We start from the raw sequence: 17,996 nt of genomic DNA, 5'->3' as shown, positions 1-17,996 counted from the left end.
GATCAGCACGGTTTTCAGTAAGCTACCGGGGTCTTTGGTGGATTGATTGGCCATACGTGTTTGCAACTTGGTGAAGGTTCTTACACAAAGATGCAAAAAGTTTCGTTAAGTGCATTTGTGCCTGCGGCTTCATTGACTGGCCCTGAATTTAGGTAGTGCGGGTTCCCACAGCAACGGCCGACCACCCGCACTACCCAAGTCCCTGAATCTAAATCAAGACGAATGCGGATTCCCACGGCAACGGCCGACCGTTCGCACTACCCAGATTACAATGGAATGTTGCCGTGTTTTTTCTTTGGCATGGCGGCTACCTTGTTTTCCAGCATACCAAACGCCCGGATCAATTTCTGGCGCGTCTGATCGGGCCTGATCACTTCGTCGATGTAGCCCCGATGCGCAGCCCGGTACGGGTTGGCAAACTTCTCAGTGTATTCCTGCACTTTCTCCTGAAGTTTGGCCTGCGGGTCTTCGGCTTCCGCAATTTCGCGTTTGAATATAATTTCGGCGGCCCCGCTGGCTCCCATAACGGCGATTTCGGCGGTAGGCCAGGCGTAGTTAAGGTCGGCACCGATATGCTTCGAGTTCATGACGTCGTAGGCACCGCCGTAGGCTTTACGCGTAATGACCGTGACGCGGGGAACGGTAGCTTCGCAAAAAGCGAACAGCAACTTGGCTCCGTTCGTAATAATGCCATTCCACTCCTGATCGGTACCGGGCAAAAAGCCGGGAACGTCTTCGAGCACCAGCAGCGGCACGTTAAAGCAATCGCAGAACCGCACAAAACGGGCCGCTTTAGTACTGGCGTTGATGTCGAGTACGCCCGCCAGCACCGAGGGCTGGTTGCCAACGACGCCAATGCTGCGCCCCCCGATCCGGGCAAAACCAACAACAATATTTTCGGCGTAGTTTTTATGCACTTCCATAAAACTAGCGGTATCGACCAGTTCCTCGATTACGTCGCGCATGTCGTAAGGCTGGTTCGGATTGCCGGGAATGATCGTGTTCAGCCCCGGTCGTGACTCATCCTGTGCCTCGTAGGGAAGCAGCGCGGGATCATCTTCGCAATTCTGCGGAATATAGCTAAGGAGTCGCTTAATATCCTGAATACAAGCCAGTTCGTTCGCACAGGCGAAGTGCGTAACACCCGATTTGGTGCTGTGGGTGCTGGCTCCGCCCAGTTCTTCGGCGGTAACGGTTTCGTGCGTAACGGTCTTGACCACGTTCGGGCCGGTCACGAACATATAGCTCGTATGCTCGACCATGAAAATAAAATCGGTGATCGCCGGACTGTATACAGCACCACCTGCGCAGGGGCCCATAATGGCCGATAGTTGCGGAATTACGCCCGAAGCCTTGGTGTTTCGGTAGAAAATATCGGCATACCCCGCCAGCGACAGTACTCCCTCCTGAATACGGGCACCACCGGAGTCGTTCAATCCGATCAGGGGAGCGCCATTTTGCAGCGCCAGATCCATGAGTTTACAAATCTTCTCGGCGTGTGTTTCTGACAGCGCACCGCCAAAGACCGTAAAATCCTGGGCGAAAACGTAGGTTAGCCGCCCATTGACCGTACCATACCCCGTGACGACCCCATCACCGAGATAATGTTCTTTGTCGAGGCCAAAATCGCGGGTCCGGTGCATGACGAACTTGCCGATTTCTTCGAACGATCCTTCATCGACAAGCAGAGCAATGCGTTCACGAGCCGTGAGCTTCCCTTTTGCGTGTTGCGCGTCGATGCGCTTCTGGCCGCCACCAAGTTCAGCTTCCGCGTGCTTTTGGGCCAGTATATTGGTTTTGGTAGGGTCTGCGGTCGATGAAAAGTCAGGGTCGGGTCGGGTTTCAGTCTGCATGAGGGTTGGTCTTAGCGAAAGCGAATCAGGCAAAGTTAAATTTTCTTCCCGAATCCTACGGGTTAGATTGCGTTTGTCCGTGGAATAAACCTGCATTCGTTTTTACCTATGGCCGATTCGAATCAGGCTATTGAGCTTTCAGGCTTTTTCGCCGACATTTGTCGAAATCACTAGTCGTTCGATCTGTGCGGAACCGTTTCCTGGGACTGATTGTCTTACTTTTTCTTTCCCGCTGGGCCGGGGCTCAGACGCTCGGTGGACAGCGCGTTTTTTCATTCCTGGACCTGCCAACACACGCCCGGGTTGCCGCGCTGGGCGGGCAGGTGGCAACGGCGACACAACCGGATGGTGCCTATCACCTCAACAACCCCGCCCTGGCCGACTCCATCAACGACAACCAACTGGCGATCAGCCTGATGCCATATCTGGCCGCGGCTAAGTATTACACCCTGCAATACGGATTGCCTTTTGGGTCAAAAGAACCGGACCGGCATTCCCGCTGGGCTGCGGGTTTGCAATACCTCAGCTACGGTCAGTTTGACCTCACCGACCCGGCGGGCAACTCATTGGGCACCTTCTCCGCCAACGACTACGCCCTGAGCCTGACCCACGCCCGCACGGAAGGCAATTTTACGCTGGGCGCTACGATTAAGGCCGTTGGATCAAGCATCGAGACGTATTCAGCCTTCGGGATTCTGGCCGATCTGGGCGGGGTCTGGCGGCACCCCAAACAGGAATTAACCATTGGCCTGGTCGCTAAAAACGTCGGGTATTTACTCAAAAATTATGGTCCGGCCGATGCGGATCTGCCCTTCGATTTGCAGGCCGGGTTGACGGTCAAACCCAGACACGCCCCCATCCGGTTAACGGTGACGGCTCATCATCTCCAACGGTTCGACATTAGCTACAACGACCCCAACCTGACTGTCCGGTATGATCTGAATGGCAACCTTATTCCGCAGACGACGAGCGTACCGGAAAAGATTGCCCGCCATTTGAGCGTTGGGGCCGAACTGCTCGTCAGCCGGTACGTGCATCTGCTGGTTGGCTACAATCATCAGAAACGGCAGGAAGGCAAACTGACGACGGGCAGCGGGGGCGCGGGTATTTCATTCGGCGCTTCGGTGCAGGCGCGGGGCTTCCAGCTCACCTACGCCCGTTTTTCATCGGTGCCTACCGCCGGAACCAGTCAGTTGTCCATGCGTATCGACCTGGACCGGTTCGTCAAGTAGCGCGAGCGCCAGTCAAGTCGTTTTTGATCGAATTTGATAAGCTCATGGCTATGGGGCGGGCAGCGTGCGAAACCGAATCGTGCCGCTCACGGCCCAAACGGCACGATTCCCAAAAAATCACGTGTCTTTCGCACATTTTCGCGTTTCCTGTGTTTCTTTGACGGGGTTGCAGAAGCTACTCCGTTTTTTCGATGACTGAAATACTCAAAGACCTTACACCTCGGCAAATTGTTGCAGAGTTAGACCAGTACATTATCGGCCAGAATGATGCCAAGCGCAACGTGGCCATTGCCCTGCGTAATCGCTGGCGTCGCATGAACAGCACCGCCGACATGCAGCGCGAGATCACGCCCAACAATATTCTGATGATTGGGGCAACGGGCGTCGGTAAGACCGAAATTGCCCGACGACTCGCTAAGATTGCGGATGCACCGTTCATTAAGGTCGAAGCCTCGAAGTTTACGGAAGTCGGCTACGTCGGTCGCGATGTCGAAAGCATGGTACGCGACCTGGTCGAGCAGTCGGTCAATATGGTGCGTGCGGCCAAGAAAGAAGCGGTTCAGGTAAAGGCGCAGCAACTCGCAGAGGACGCTATTCTGGACATTTTGATTCCGCCCGTGAAGCCAGTCCTGGGTCAGGTGGGTTCCGAGACCGACGGGAAAGACGCTGACGCCGAATTGAATGAGCGCACCCGCGAACGATTCCGCGAGAAAATCCGCTCCGGCGAAATGGACGACCGGAAAATTGATATCGACGTTCAGCAAAGCCAGACTCCGAATATTGGTGTTATGGGTGGTGCTGTCGACGATCTTTCCATGATGAACATTCAGGAAATGATCGGCGGTATGATGCCTAAACGCGGCAAAAAACGTAAAGTGACCATCGCCGAAGCCCGCACGATTCTGCTGGAAGAAGAAGCCGCCAAGCTGATCGATATGGACGAAGTGAAGGAAGAAGCGATCCGAAAAGCCGAAGATGCCGGGATCATTTTCATCGACGAGATCGACAAAGTTGCTTCGTCCCGCTCCGGCAACGGTGGTGGTGGGCCGGATGTTAGCCGCGAGGGCGTTCAGCGCGATTTACTGCCGATCGTGGAAGGTAGTGCGGTGAATACCAAGTATGGTGTTATCCATACCGATCACATCCTGTTTATCGCGGCTGGTGCGTTTCACGTAACCAAACCCAGCGATCTAATTCCGGAATTGCAGGGCCGTTTCCCAATTCGGGTGGAGTTGCAAAGTTTGTCGGAAGATGATTTCTACCACATTCTGAAGGAGCCCAAAAACGCCCTGACCAAGCAATACGTAGCTATGCTAGCCGCTGAACAGGTCGAGCTGACGTTTCAGGATGATGCCCTTCGCGAGCTGGCCCACATTGCATTCGAAGTGAATGCGGAAGTTGAAAATATCGGTGCCCGGCGGTTGCAAACCGTACTCAGCCATCTGATGAATGACTTCATGTTCGATATTCCAGACGTAATCGGTGCCAATGCGCACGTCGTGGTTACGAAGGAGCTGGTCAACGAAAAACTAAACGGCCTGGTCCAGAACCGCGATTTGAGCCAATATATTTTGTAGTGGGTGCTGCCTGCCGACCTCCCCAACCTCAACCCCTCTCCCACAACGGCGGACCGCCCGAAACGGGAGAGGGGGCTTTTTTTTCGATACCCTGTCCCCTCACGACAAAACGACTTTTTTGCATCATGTAGCCCCTCTCCTGTTTTGGGCGGCCTGCCGTTGCGGGGAGGGCCGGGCGGTGAGGGTAAACGGGTCAGTTACGCGACGACAATGCGCACCAGTTGCCCAATGGCGTGGTCCGTATCAGCCCGTTTGCGGTCGGGTGGATCAAAGCGATTGAATGGGCGAAGTTCCAGAACGAATGTCTGTTCAACGGTTTCCTCATCAATGGGCGTGTACAGTTGGTAACCCAGCACATGAACGGGAATCAGGCCATGCTGACGCTTGAAACGCGCTAGAATAGTCGCCAAAAATGCCTCCACCTCGCTGGGTGAAACACCATCGGCGGGTACGAACCGCACGTCAGCCCGATTTCGGTCCACGATTGTCTGTTCATCGGGATTGAAATGTCCCTCACAACTGGAGAACGTGCGAACGAGACCCGAAGCGTTCAGGGCATCCACCAAAGGCCGGATTTTGGGTTCAATTGCGTCGATCATGGTTCCCCATCGACTAGCGCCATTTCGTCAGCTTCGCTCATAGGGCGATGGCCGGTCTTTTGCCGTTGGCGCCAGAACCAGCCCAGATACAGGACGGCAACCAAGGCTAGTCCGCCCGACACGATAAACGACGCGTCGATTCCCGCTTCCCCCACCAGGTGATTGAGCAACCACCCCGACACCACCGCCCCCAGACCAATACCAGCTTCAAGGGCAATATACATGGTCGCCATAGCGCGTCCACGGGTCTTTTCGTCGCTCAGATCGGCGGTCCAGGCCTGGATGGTTGGAGAGTTCATCCCCCACGACATGCCGTAAAAAATAGCGGCCGTCCAGAACCAGATGAGCGCATGGCTGTCCAGTGGATCAGTGAGCGTCAACAGGACCATCGAAAAGGCCAGCACAACCGTGGAGATGAACAGAATCGGGACTCGTCCGTACCGATCCGATGTTTTGCTGAACAGCAGCCGAACGCCAAGCGAGGCAATGGTATAGACCGTAAAAAACAAGCCTTTGTTGGCAATACCAAGCGACGAACTCACCGTCGAAATGACCGTCAATATCACGCCCGATGAAAACGATTGCAGCAGCAGAACGATGAACGGCGGCAACGCCTGCTTATCAAAAATTTCCTCCTTTTTCAGGCGCAGTAACCTAAACCGAAAGGGCTGTTTAGTAACCAGCGTTTCGGGCAGTTGAAGCAGGATAAGAATGGATAGTAACGCAAAGGCGGATGACGTCCAGAACATAACATTCATGGAGTAGTCATCAGCTAACCAGCTCCCAATGGCGGGACCCAGCGACATACCGATGGCTGTAAACAGGCCCAATGTTCCCATAGCCTCGCCCCTGCGATTGGCCGGAACCACATCAGCAACGTAGGCCGAGGTAGCCGTCGGCTTTGTTCCCGTCGAGAAACCATGGATGAGCCGAAGGGCCAGGAAGCCCCAGACCGTGATGAGATACGGATATAAAAAGCCACAGAAAAAGCAGACAATCGACCCGAAGGCCATGACGGGAACACGGCCGACTGTATCCGTGATTTTTCCGCTGAATGGACGCGAAACGCCCGCCGTGAAAGTAAACAGCGCAATGATAAGACCCACATATTCCCGCCCACCCAGTTTCGTCAGGTAATCGGGTAGCTCAGGGATCATCATCTGAAAGCTGGCCGAAAACAGAAAGTTACTGGCGCACAGTAACCAGAACGAGAGCGAGTACAGGGAAGTGCCGCCCGAGGTTTGACGGTCTACAATGGAACGGGTAATGGACAAGTCGGCTATTTGTTGTTGGGTACAGCAAAGGTAGCCGGTTCTCCTGAACCATGCGTACCGAACCCTAAAACACCGCCTTTATTTTGGCTCGGGCGTGGTGTTGCCGCCATCCAGCACAAACCGCCACTGGCCGTTTCGCTGGCGTTTCCAGACGGTGACGTAAACGCCATACTGTGCGTTCAAAGCTCCTTTTCCATCTTTTCTGGTCAGCGTCCATTGGCCAAACGTGTATCCCAACTCCCCCGAATGAGCGGCATCGGCCTTCAGCACCTGCCAGGTCAGCACGGGTCCTTTGGCGGGCAACCGACTCATCTGTACCCGCAACGAATCGAACCCAACCGTTGGCGCAGCCCCGTCATTCATCCGGATCACGTCGTCGGCGGCATAAGCCGTAAACGCTTTCGCCATTCCCTGTTTTTCGGACATCACGCTGAATCGCTGGTCGGCTTCACGAATTTCGTCAATGGCTTTCTGCCGAAGCAGGCTGGTCGAGTTCATCTCGCGGGGACTGTCGACCCGTGAACGACACGCACCCGTCAGCGCGAGCAGGAAAAGAAATAAGCGTAGCTGTTTCATATTACTCTACATAAGTACGGTAGCCTGAACGGATTGTCTGGCTTAGCCAAACCAGCTTCTCTTTAGTTGGGATGAGTACGATACAGACATAAAAATAGTGGGCGAAACACAATTGTTTCACCCACCGGGAATGTATTCACAGCAAATTAATCGTCTACCGACAATTACCAGTGCCCACCCGCTCAACGCGGTATGCTTACGATGTCGATTCGCTGGCGGCCTGCGCGGCTTTTTTCTCTTTGCGCCAGGCACGGCCTTTGTGAATCAACTCATAGGTGACGGGCAGAATCAGCAGCGACAGCACGGTACAGGTCATCAGGCCACCAATCATCACGATCGCTAGCGGTTTCTGCGTTTCCGAACCAATCCCCGTACTCAGCGCAGCCGGCAGCAGACCCAGCGACGCCATCAGGGCGGTCATCACAACGGGGCGAACCCGCGTCTGCGCCCCTTCGCGCACCGCCTGCACAAGCGGTATCTTATTATGCAGATTTTCTTTGAATCGGTTGATCAGAATAACCCCATCCTGTACCGAAACACCGAACAGGCAGATAAAACCAACCCCCGCCGAGATACTGAAGTTGATACCCGTCAGCCAGAGCGCCAGAATACCGCCAATCAGTGCGAAGGGCACGTTCAGGATAATCAGCGTAGCATCCAGCGCACTGCCGAACGTGAAAAGCAGAATGAGGAAGATGATCGTGATACTGATCGGCACCACAATCGACAGCTGCCGTTCGGCCCGCGTCTGGTTCTCAAACTCACCCGCCCAGCGCATCTGAAAGCCGTCGGGCAGTTTCACCCGCTGGCCTACTTTCTGCTGAGCCTCGGCAATGGTACTACCCAGATCACGGCCCCGTACGGAGAATTTGATGGCAATGAATCGGGCGTTGTTCTCCCGGTAAATAAACGCCGGTCCAGAGCGCGTACCGATGTCAGCCAGCTCTTTGAGCGGAATTTTGCTGCCGGAACGCGTCGGCACTAACAGGTTCTCAATCAGTTGGGGCGAATACCGGAACCGTTCGTCGTACCGAACCTTAATATCGAACCGGCGCTCGCCTTCGTAGTATTGCGTTACGGTCTTGCCACCGATAGCCGTTTCAATGACCGACTGCGCCACATCGGTGGGCACGTTATACAACGCCATTTTCTGCTGATCGAGCTGAATCCGAAATTCCGGCTGGCCCAGGTTCCGGAAGACGCCCAGGTCACTGACGCCCGGAATCGTTTTCATCACGTTGAATACCTGCGTGGCTTCCCGGTCGAGTACGTTTAGGTCCTGCCCAACTATCTTGATCGCCATCGAGCCTTTCACCCCCGACACGGCTTCTTCGACGTTGTCCGAAATGGGCTGCGAAAAGTTAAAGGAAACGCCTTTGAACCGGGCGAGTTTCTGCTGCATCTCCGCCACCAGTTCGTCCTTGGTCACGTTCCGCTTCCACTCTTCTTTCGGGTACAGATCGACGAAAAATTCGTTGTTGAAGAATCCGGTGGGGTCCGTGCCGTCGTTGGGTCGGCCCGTTTGCGAAATGACACCCCGCACCTCCGGAAACTCATCGAAAACCGCTCTGAATTTGCGGGTGTAGGCGTAGCTTTCATCGAGCGAGACCGAATACGGCAAACTGGCCCGAACATAAATGGACCCTTCGTTGAGCTGCGGCAAAAACTCGGAACCGATGTGAAACATGAACAGATAGAGCGCGAACGCCAGTCCGCCGAGCGCAATGCCGATGATGGTGCGCGGTTTCCGGATCGCCCAGGCCAGCGCCGGAACGTAGCCTTTTTCGAGCCCTTCGACAATCGGGTTATGCCGCTCCCGCACGTTCTTTTTCAACAGAATGCTGCACAGCAACGGAATCAGCGTCAGGCTGACGATCAGCGAACCCAGCAGCGCAAAGCCAATGGTCCAGGCCAGCGGACTGAACAGCTTCCCTTCTACTTTCTGGAAGCTAAAAATAGGCAGCAACGCGGTAATAATGATGAGCTTGGAGGTGAAAATGGATTTACCCAGTTCCGTTGCGGTATTGGTCAGCCAGCTTAGTTTGGCCCGCCCGTTAAACTTGGTCATGCCCAATTTCTCGGCTCGTACGGCCAGCATCACGAAGATCCCCTCGACCATGACGACGGCTCCGTCGATAATAATGCCAAAATCCAATGCCCCGATACTCAACAGGTTAGCCGTCATACCGCGCAGACGCAGACAGATAAAGGCGAACAATAACGCCAGCGGAATTACGATGGCAACGGTTACGGTCGTGCGCCAGTCGGCCAGGAAAACCAACAGGATCACCGTGACCAGGAAAATACCCATACCCACGTTTTCACCCACGGTATGCAGGGTGTAGTTGTTGAGCGTCGTGCGGTCGTAGAACGTTTTGATGCGCACGTCTTTGGGCAGAATCTGGTTGTTCAGCTCGTCGATCTTCGCTTTCAGGGCCGGAATAACGTCGTTGGGATTCTCGCCCTTCCGCATTACCACGATACACTCCACCACGTCGTCCTGCTTGTCGCGGCCCACAATACCCAGTCGCGGTTGAAACGACTCACGCACCGTCGCTACGTCGCGCACCCGAACGGGAGCCCCGTTGACGTTATCGATGATGATTCCGGCCACATCCTCGGGTTTGGTCAGTAGCCCGATACCCCGCACCACCAGCGCCTGGTTGCCCTGTTTGATAACATCCCCGCCAACGTTGATGTTGCTCTGCTGAATCGCCTGATCGACATCCAGCGCGGTGAACCCGTAATTGGCCAACAGCGTCGGGTTCAGGCTCACCTCGATGGTTTTTACCTTGCCGCCGAAACTCACCACATCGGCAATACCAGGTACACTTTTGATCTGCCGTTCGATGACCCAATCCTGAAGGGTCTTCAGCTCGGTGATGTCCTTCGTCTTGCTTTCAAGCGTAAAGCGGTAGATTTCGCCGGTTGGTCCGTAGGGCGGTTCGATCTCCGCCGATACCCCATCGGGCAGATCGACACCGGCAATGCGGTTAGCTACGTTGGTCTGAGCGGTGAAGTTATCGACCCCGTCCTCAAAAATCATCGTCACCACTGACAGGCCAAAGAGCGACACCGACCGTAATGTGCTTTTGCGAGGCACGGAATTCAGTTCAGTTTCGAGCGGTAGCGTGACAAACCGTTCGACCTCTTCCGCCGACCGCCCCGGCCATTGCGTGATAACAATGACGTTGGTGTTGGTAACGTCAGGGAACGTCTCTACGGGTGTATTCAGGAAGCTAACCACGCCGGCCACAACAATGAGGCCAATCGTAAAGAATATAGTGAGCCGATTGGTCAGGGCAAAGCTGATCAGGCCGCGAATGAATTTATTCATGAATTAATCAGTCAAATCGTTGTATAACAGCAAGCTACCTTCCGTCACGACGACATCACCGGGTTTGAGATTTCCGCCCTCCACGAAGGCATAACGGGTCGTGTTCTTCACCACCTTCACCTCTCTGGCGTCGTATTTGTTGGGGGCGGTCTGCACAATAACGTAGTAGTGGTCCCGGTCGAACACGACGGCTTTCTGCGCCACGGCCAGCGCCGGACCCGTACCCGATGTGCCCGCGTTTGGCAAGTGAACGTGGATCGTCGCGAACATGTCGGGCTTGAGCAAACCCTCTTTGTTATCGAGTACAATCCGCACTTTCAGCACCCGCGCCTGCTCATCGAGTACGCTACTGACATTGCTGATTACCCCCTTGAACGTTTTGTCGGGATAGGCCAGCACCTGAATATCGACAGCCTGATTCTGCTTGATTTCCGGAATGTCCTGCTCGTATACATTGGCCAGCACCCAGATTTTTTGCAGGCTGGAAATCGTATACAGGGGGTCCTGATTATCGGCCCGCAAATCCTGACCGGTATTCACGTTCTTCTCCACGATAAAGCCCGTGATGGGTGCTTTCACGGTGAAATAGGGCTGCCCCGTTCCGGCTGTACTACCGCCGTATACGCGAAGGATATTCGTGGATTTCCCCAGTTCGTCCTGTGCCTTTTTCAGGTTGCTTTGGGCGGTCAGGTAATCCGTTTGGGAAGCAAAGCCTGCTTTAAACTGCGCTTCGACGTTTTTGAAGGTCTGTTTGGCAACGTCCAGATCGGACTTGTCCGCCTGGTAGTCATTAGTATAGTTCGAAATGTCCCCCGAGCGAATTACCGCCAGGTCCTGCCCCTTCTGGACGTAAGCCCCCAGCGATGCCGTTGTTTTTTCGACGTTTCCGCTCACCAGCGGAAACACGCGCACCACGTTATCCTGATCGAAGGTCACCGTCCCGTTCAGGGTTAGTTCATCTTCCGGGTTCATACGCCGGACCGAGTCAGTCAGGTAACTACTGGATGAGTCGGCGGCAGACGTTGGTACTTTTTCCTCGGTATTTTTGTGCCCACAAGCCGCCACGAACAGGCCAGCGGCTGCTATACAAAGCAATGATTTCATAAATTGACGAGATTAGAATCTAAAAGAATCGGGTGGCCGTGGTGAAGTTGAGCAGTTGCTGCGACTGAAACAGGTTGTTGCGCAGATTGATCAGGTTAAGCTGGGCTTGCTGGTAGGTCCGGATTTTGTCCAGGTAGTCCAGCAGACCAATGGTGCGGGCGTTGTAGCTGCGCGTTGCTTCGACCGAAATATTCTGCAACCGGTTGATATAGTCGGCGGGCAGCGTGTTGAACTGGTCATAGTACGTACTCAGCTTATCGTAGGCGTTCAGGACATCGCTCTGTACGATCGTTTGCTGATTATCGAGCCCGGCCTGTGCACTTTTGACGCTCAGTTCAGCCGCTTTGATCGCGCCCTGGTTGCGGTTTCGAATGGGCAGGTCCATCGCGGTATACAGACCCGTAAAATTATTAAAGGCGTTCCCGTATTTGTCGAACGTGAAACCCACCAGCAGATCGGGGGTCCGACGGGCTTTTTCCAGACTCAGGCTCCGCTGGGCATAGGTCGTTTGCTCCTGCGCAATACCCGCGTCGGGGCGATTGTGCAGGGCCGAATCGATGGCGACGCTGATCGGTGGCAAGGGGGGCGTTACCACGGGCACCTCGGTGGGCAAAATAAACTGGTTACCGACCTGCCGAAGCAGTACGCGCAGGGTTGCCTGTTCATCGGCGATCTGCGTCCGGTAGTCGGCGATGGATGCTTTCAGATCCCGCAGGGCGGCTTCCAGTCGGGTCACCTCGTAGGGCGCGACACCACCGGTGCGCTGAGCGATCCGGTACGATTCAATCAGCTGCTGCTGCCGACTTTGCTCCTGCTGGAGTAGTTCTAACGCCTGAAGGTCGTAGAATAGATTGGCGTATGTGGCATGGAGTTGAAAGCGCAACGTGCGCAGCACATCACGGAAAGCCAGGTTCGCCAGCGCCCGATTACTTTCGGCCACCGCAACCAACTTGCTGCGTTTGCCGGCCAGCATCAGCAGTTGCTGTACCTGAATGGTCATCCCTCCTTTGTTGAACTGGCTATTGGCCACGTCAGCTGCCGAGTTCTGACCGTACTGAAAGAATTTACCCGTTTGCGGATTGAAGAAGTTGGTTTGAAATTGTACGTTGGGATTGTAGCGCAACCCGGCCTGAATCACATTCGCTTCGGCCGCGCTGATCTGGTAACGCTGGGCCAGCAACTGGAAATTTCGCTCCAGAAACTGCTGCTCAAGCTGGGGTAACGTCTGGCGTAATGTATCAGGCGCAGCACCGGCTGACTGGGCCAACCCTTTTGGCGCAACCATCGACCAACTCACCAGCAATACGGCTATTAATTTTTCAGTGATTTTACGGTACTTCATAATGAACAAGAACTTACACCGGGAAAAGAGCGTGTGATAAGGGCCGCAAGTAGCAGGGCACTCGTTAATTCGTAATTAAACGGCGATTAACTACCTGTTAAAAATACTTAGAAATCCTCCGCTATGTTTAGTAATTATTCCTTGAAAATTTATTTCTTTTTAGGTAATCTATTTGTTATTTAGGCATAATAACACATTACAATAAATCCTAATTTTACATATTACACTTCCAAATTATTTATTATTAATATTATACTCATTTAGCATACAAATTACAATAGATTAAGGATTGCTTTTCGACTAGGTTATGTTCCAGGAATAATCCTGACAATTACTCAACGCATGGCCTGATACGCCCGTTTATTCTGCTACGCTTCTGCCACCGGATTTTCTTTTTTATAGTAACTTGCCGCCCAAAAGGACAAAAACGGCGACTTGGATTAGCCGTAAAGCCTAACTTGTTTATTTTTTATGTCGCGTAACCTCAAAATTGGCCTGTTTCTCACCGTTTCAATCCTGCTGACGACGTTCACGTTTTACTTCTGGCAGATTTTTAAAAGTCCGAATCTTCAGGTGCGAGAGAACGACAAAACATTCGCGCTGCTTATTCCGAGGGGTGCCACGTTTGAATCGGTTATGGATACGCTCAAAACGCATGATGTCCTTAATGATGAAATGTCATTCCGGTTCCTGGCCAAGCTGATGAAGTACCCGGAGCGAGTTAAAGAAGGTCGTTATGAGATCAAACCGCGTATGGGGAACCGGGCGGCCCTAGTCAAACTCCGCAGCGGTGATCAGGATGCTATGCCGGTTACGTTCAATACCGTTCGTATGAAGAGCGACCTGATTCAACGACTGGGCAGTAAATTCGAATTTGGGCCCAAAGCCCTCGGCAGCCTGCTCAATGACCCGGCCACGTGCGAAAAGTTCGGGTTCGACACCACGACCATCGTCTGTTTATTTCTACCCAATACCTACGAATTCTTCTGGACCATAAAACCCGAAGCCTTTCTGGAGCGGATGGGTGCCGAATACAAAAAATTCTGGACACCCGAGCGTCAGGCGAAAGCCAAAGCACTGGGGTTGACTCAGACGCAAACGCAGGTGCTGGCCTCTATCGTAGCCGCCGAAACCAACAAGCGTGACGAGCAGCCGCGCGTGGCGGGTGTTTATCTGAACCGGCTTAAACAAGGCATCAAGCTCGAAGCCGATCCAACGGTTATTTTTGCCCTGCGCGATTTCGGCATCCGGCGCTTACTGAACCGTCAGTTAGCCGTCGATTCGCCCTACAACACCTATCGGTATACCGGTTTGCCACCGGGGCCTATCAATCTGCCAGCCCCCGCCACGATCGATGCCGTTCTGAATGCCGAGCAACACGATTACCTCTATTTTGTCGTTAACGCCAGCTTCAACGGCTATCATACGTTTTCGAAAACGCTGTCAGAGCATCTGGCAAATGCTCGCTTGTACCAGCAGGCACTGACCCGTATGAAGATTATGAAATAGCCTTTTAGGTAACTAAAAGGTAAACTATTTGGTAATTTATATAATTACTAATTACCTTACCTTTTAGTTTGTTTCATAAAGCCAGCTCTCCATGCTTATTCACGATGTTACGGGTATTCGCGTTCGTTATCATGACACGGACCAGATGGGTATCGTTTATTACGGCAATTATGCGCGTTTTTACGAGGTCGGGCGGGTTGAAGCGCTCAGGCAGCTGGGCATAGACTATAAATCGATCGAAGCGCGGGGTATCGGCATGCCCGTCTACGACATGTGTTCGCGCTTTATCCGGCCCGCCAAATACGACGACCTGCTCACCATACGGGTTACCGTTCCGCAGTTACCCAATACCCGTATCCTGTTCCGATACGAAATTTTCAATCAGGATGGTCAACTCCTGAATACGGGCGAAACCACGCTTATTTTTCTTAAATCGGACACAGGCCGCCCGTGCCGGGCTCCGGATGATTTAGTAGCGATCACAAAACCTTTTTTTGAGTAACCGGTTAAGAAACGGTCAATCAGTCGGTAAATTAGCCTGTTAATCAACCAGTGCGGATCGTATTTCCGGTTGATTTGCCGCGTCACTACACACCGACTCCTGTATGATCGAAAAACTATTGAGCTTAGAAGCGTTGCGCGGTACGCGCGTATGGCTCCGCGAACATAAACCATTTAATTCGAAGCGGAGCTGGTATGAGTTTCTAAAAAAGATGGGGGTAAAGATTACGGAGAATGATACAAGTGAGCGGGCAGCGTCGGTATCGTACAGCCTGATTTTGTCGGTTTTTCCCACGGTTATTTTTCTATTTACATTAATCCCGTACATCCCCGTCCCCAAGCTGGAAGACCAGATTATGGGGTTCCTGACGGAGGTGTTACCGGGTGACACGTTCAGTTCGGTCGAGACAACGATCCGCGACATCATTAGCCGTCCGCGGGGGGGTGTTCTTTCATTTGGTTTTATTCTGGCTCTTTATTCAGCGACCAGTGGCGTTGTTGCCCTCATGAATGCGTTCAACTCCTCCAATGAAACGCAGGACAGGCGGGGCTTTTTCAAGGTGAGAGCCGTTGCCATCGGTCTGACCTTTATTCTGGCCGTTGCCCTTATTCTGGCCATCGTTGTTCTGATTGTTGGCGGTATCGTCAGCGATTACCTGCTCCACTTTGGTATTTTAAACAACGTCATCTTTGTTAATCTCTTAGCACTGGGACGGTATATCATTGTCTTTGCGGTGTTTGTGGCGGCTGTCTCGGTCATCTATCACTTCGGACCCGATGTCCGGATGAAATGGGCGTTCGTCACACCGGGGGCTGTTACGGCGTCGGTCCTGATTGTGCTGACGACCCTTGGCTTCTCGTATTACGTATCCAACTTCGGTTCTTACAATAAGGTCTACGGCTCTATCGGCACGCTCATTGCGCTAATGATCTGGATCAACCTGATTTCGCTGTTACTGATTCTCGGTTTTGAGATGAACGTTGCCCTCTATGACCTTGAAGGGGACCGCAATCCGAATGTCAGCGAAAAAACAACGAACGCCACTCCCAGCACATAAGGTGGCGTTTGCTCACCCTAACCCCTCTATAGAAGCACCCCGGCGAACGACAGTTGCTGTCCTCAGTTCTCTGTGCCGGTCGACTCAGGCGAAGAACCGGGCCATCTGCACGAGTTCACCGGTCGATCAATCAGCGTAAGTCCGTTTGCTCAAAAATTTCGGATTCGGTAACTAAAGGATTGTAGTATTGTAGAGCGTCTAATTAACCTTTTCGTCTAATTTTTTAGTTCTGCCGTTCTATCAACTGATCAGCCCGTATGATTTCAGTTACTGGCCAATCGAATCCGCTGCCAATGAGTCCTTATCTAAATCAGATAAAGCCGTGGGTGAGCGTTATTTGCACCAGCTATAATCACGAAGCCTATGTCGAGCAGGCCCTCCAGTCCGTCGTTGATCAGACCTACCCCAATGTCGAACTGATCGTTATCGATAATGGCAGCACGGATGGGTCAGCGGATGTCATTACCCGATTTGTGAGTCGCCATCCGGCCGTGCGTTTCCTCCCCAATCCGACCAATCTCGGTTTAAACCGGGCGTTCAATCAGGGTCTTGCCCTGGCTGGTGGTCGTTATATTATCGATCTGTCGGCTGATGATGTGCTCCTGCCAAACCGGATCTCACTACAGGCAGACCTGTTTGAAGAACTCGCCGGTCCTTACGCCGTTGTCTTTTCCAATGCAGCTTACATCGACGAGCAGGGCACCGAAACGGCCCTTCATTACCCCGTCGATGAGCATGGTCATACCCGTGTCAAAGTCCCCTCCGGCGATGTCTTCCGAAACATTCTGGAGTCCTATTTTATTTGTACGCCAACAATGATGATGCGCCGGGATGTACTGAATGAACTCGGTGGGTACGACGAGACACTTTCTTTTGAGGATTTTGACTTCTGGGTGCGCTCTTCACGGCACTATCACTACGCTTACCTCGACGAGGTGTTAACGCAGAAGCGTCGGCTGGCCGACTCCATGCAGTCGCAGGTGATCATGCCGGGTAATCAGCTACTGCGTTCGTCCCTGGCCGTTTGTTACAAAGCCTTCGATCGCTGCACGGCCCCTTCCGACTATAAGGCACTGGCCAAGCGTATTCGAAAACTTATCCGAAAAGCGTTTTACACCGAACAGTTCGATTTAGCGATCCAGTTCGGCCAGTTATTGCAGTATATAGAACCGCCGGGTGTGCTAACTACACTGATTCTGAGCCTTAGCCACCTTCATCTGCCAATCAATAGCCTGTATCGTCATTACCTCAAATGGCGTCGGTCACCGCAGTCACCGTATCCACAGGTGAAACTGGTTTAGCTAGTTTTCAGTTTATTGTTTTCGGTTAGACGTTGCCCGAGATTGATCCGGATACGTTTACGAACTGAACCCAAAAATCGAAAACCGGACATCCCATGCCTGCTGAATTTATTAAACTATATCCTCAAAATCCTGACCCCCGACGCCTTGAATCGATCGTTACTGCGTTGCGGAATGGGGCGGTGATTATCTATCCAACGGACACGATCTACGGAATGGGCTGCGACATCCACAATGCCCGCGCCGTCGAACGGGTTGCCCGTATCAAGGGGATCAAACCGACCAAAAATGACTTCTCATTCATCTGTTATGACCTAAGTCACATCGCCGATTACGCGCGGGTCAGCAATCAGGCGTTCAAGCTGATGAAAAAGCTCTTGCCTGGCCCCTTCACGTTCATTCTGGAAGCAAGCGGCAGTGTACCTAAGCTCCTCAATACCAACAAGAAAACGGTAGGTATTCGGGTGCCGGACAATAGCATTCCCCGCCAGATTGTCCACCTGCTCGGCAACCCGATTATCACGACATCCATCCGCGATGAAGATGAAATAATCGAGTATTCGACCGACCCGGAACTGATTTTCGAGAAGTTTCAGCACCAGGTCGATATCGTGATCGATGGTGGCTACGGCGGCAATATTCCATCAACAATCGTTGATGCAACAGATGATGATTTTTCAATAATTCGCCAGGGCTTAGGAGAGCTTCTGCTTTGAAAAGTTACAAGAAGCAT

The 17,996-nt window shown here is 52.9% G+C and carries 14 protein-coding genes; 7 read left to right on the top strand and 7 right to left on the bottom strand.

Features of this window, described 5'->3' with window-relative positions:
- Positions 1 to 266: 266 nt before the first annotated feature.
- Positions 267 to 1,853 (bottom strand): acyl-CoA carboxylase subunit beta, encoded by a 1,587-nt coding sequence (locus GK091_RS12320; protein WP_164038068.1) that lies wholly within the window; start codon positions 1,851 to 1,853, stop codon positions 267 to 269.
- A 185-nt stretch (positions 1,854 to 2,038) separates the two neighbouring features.
- Here GK091_RS12320 and porQ point away from each other — a divergent pair, with 185 nt between their 5' ends.
- Positions 2,039 to 3,085 (top strand): type IX secretion system protein PorQ, encoded by a 1,047-nt coding sequence (gene porQ, locus GK091_RS12315; protein ID WP_164038065.1) that lies wholly within the window; start codon positions 2,039 to 2,041, stop codon positions 3,083 to 3,085.
- Between the two features lie 191 nt (positions 3,086 to 3,276).
- Positions 3,277 to 4,662: an ATP-dependent protease ATPase subunit HslU gene (gene hslU, locus GK091_RS12310; RefSeq protein ID WP_164038062.1), complete on the top strand. Its 1,386-nt coding sequence runs from the start codon at positions 3,277 to 3,279 to the stop codon at positions 4,660 to 4,662.
- A 197-nt stretch (positions 4,663 to 4,859) separates the two neighbouring features.
- Here hslU and GK091_RS12305 read toward each other — a convergent pair whose 3' ends face one another.
- The 6 genes from GK091_RS12305 to GK091_RS12280 form a co-directional block, all read right to left on the bottom strand.
- Entirely contained in the window at positions 4,860 to 5,261 is a 402-nt protein-coding gene (locus GK091_RS12305) for a hypothetical protein (protein WP_170312650.1), read from the bottom strand.
- Entirely contained in the window at positions 5,258 to 6,535 is a 1,278-nt protein-coding gene (locus GK091_RS12300; RefSeq protein WP_246202221.1) for an MFS transporter, read from the bottom strand. Before GK091_RS12300 ends, GK091_RS12305 begins: the two co-directional genes overlap by 4 nt.
- Positions 6,536 to 6,613: 78 nt before the next feature.
- On the bottom strand, positions 6,614 to 7,111 hold the full coding sequence (locus GK091_RS12295; RefSeq protein ID WP_246202220.1) for a YybH family protein: 498 nt from the start codon (positions 7,109 to 7,111) through the stop codon (positions 6,614 to 6,616).
- A gap of 196 nt (positions 7,112 to 7,307) precedes the next feature.
- Entirely contained in the window at positions 7,308 to 10,448 is a 3,141-nt protein-coding gene (locus GK091_RS12290; protein WP_164038059.1) for an efflux RND transporter permease subunit, read from the bottom strand.
- Positions 10,449 to 10,451: 3 nt separating this feature from the next.
- Entirely contained in the window at positions 10,452 to 11,552 is a 1,101-nt protein-coding gene (locus GK091_RS12285) for an efflux RND transporter periplasmic adaptor subunit (protein ID WP_164038056.1), read from the bottom strand.
- Between the two features lie 19 nt (positions 11,553 to 11,571).
- Entirely contained in the window at positions 11,572 to 12,894 is a 1,323-nt protein-coding gene (locus tag GK091_RS12280) for a TolC family protein (protein WP_164038053.1), read from the bottom strand.
- A 471-nt stretch (positions 12,895 to 13,365) separates the two neighbouring features.
- Between GK091_RS12280 and mltG the strand changes: the two genes are divergently transcribed.
- From mltG to GK091_RS12255, 5 genes are all read left to right on the top strand, one after another.
- The gene (gene mltG, locus GK091_RS12275; RefSeq protein WP_164038047.1) at positions 13,366 to 14,403 is read left to right on the top strand and encodes an endolytic transglycosylase MltG; all 1,038 of its coding nucleotides are present in this window, start codon (positions 13,366 to 13,368) and stop codon (positions 14,401 to 14,403) included.
- Between the two features lie 91 nt (positions 14,404 to 14,494).
- Positions 14,495 to 14,905 carry an acyl-CoA thioesterase gene (locus tag GK091_RS12270; protein ID WP_164038044.1) on the top strand — a complete coding sequence of 137 codons (411 nt, stop codon included), beginning with the start codon at positions 14,495 to 14,497 and terminating at the stop codon, positions 14,903 to 14,905.
- Between the two features lie 103 nt (positions 14,906 to 15,008).
- Complete coding sequence (locus tag GK091_RS12265; RefSeq protein WP_164038041.1) at positions 15,009 to 15,962, top strand: YihY/virulence factor BrkB family protein; 954 nt, start codon at positions 15,009 to 15,011, stop codon at positions 15,960 to 15,962.
- 257 nt (positions 15,963 to 16,219) lie between these two features.
- The gene (locus tag GK091_RS12260; protein ID WP_246202219.1) at positions 16,220 to 17,263 is read left to right on the top strand and encodes a glycosyltransferase; all 1,044 of its coding nucleotides are present in this window, start codon (positions 16,220 to 16,222) and stop codon (positions 17,261 to 17,263) included.
- Between the two features lie 95 nt (positions 17,264 to 17,358).
- Positions 17,359 to 17,979, top strand: a complete 621-nt coding sequence (locus tag GK091_RS12255; protein ID WP_164038038.1) for an L-threonylcarbamoyladenylate synthase — start codon at positions 17,359 to 17,361, stop codon at positions 17,977 to 17,979.
- Positions 17,980 to 17,996: the final 17 nt, after the last annotated feature.

The organism is Spirosoma agri (assembly GCF_010747415.1).
Taxonomy (GTDB): domain Bacteria; phylum Bacteroidota; class Bacteroidia; order Cytophagales; family Spirosomataceae; genus Spirosoma; species Spirosoma agri.
This window is presented reverse-complemented; position numbering and strand designations above follow the sequence as displayed.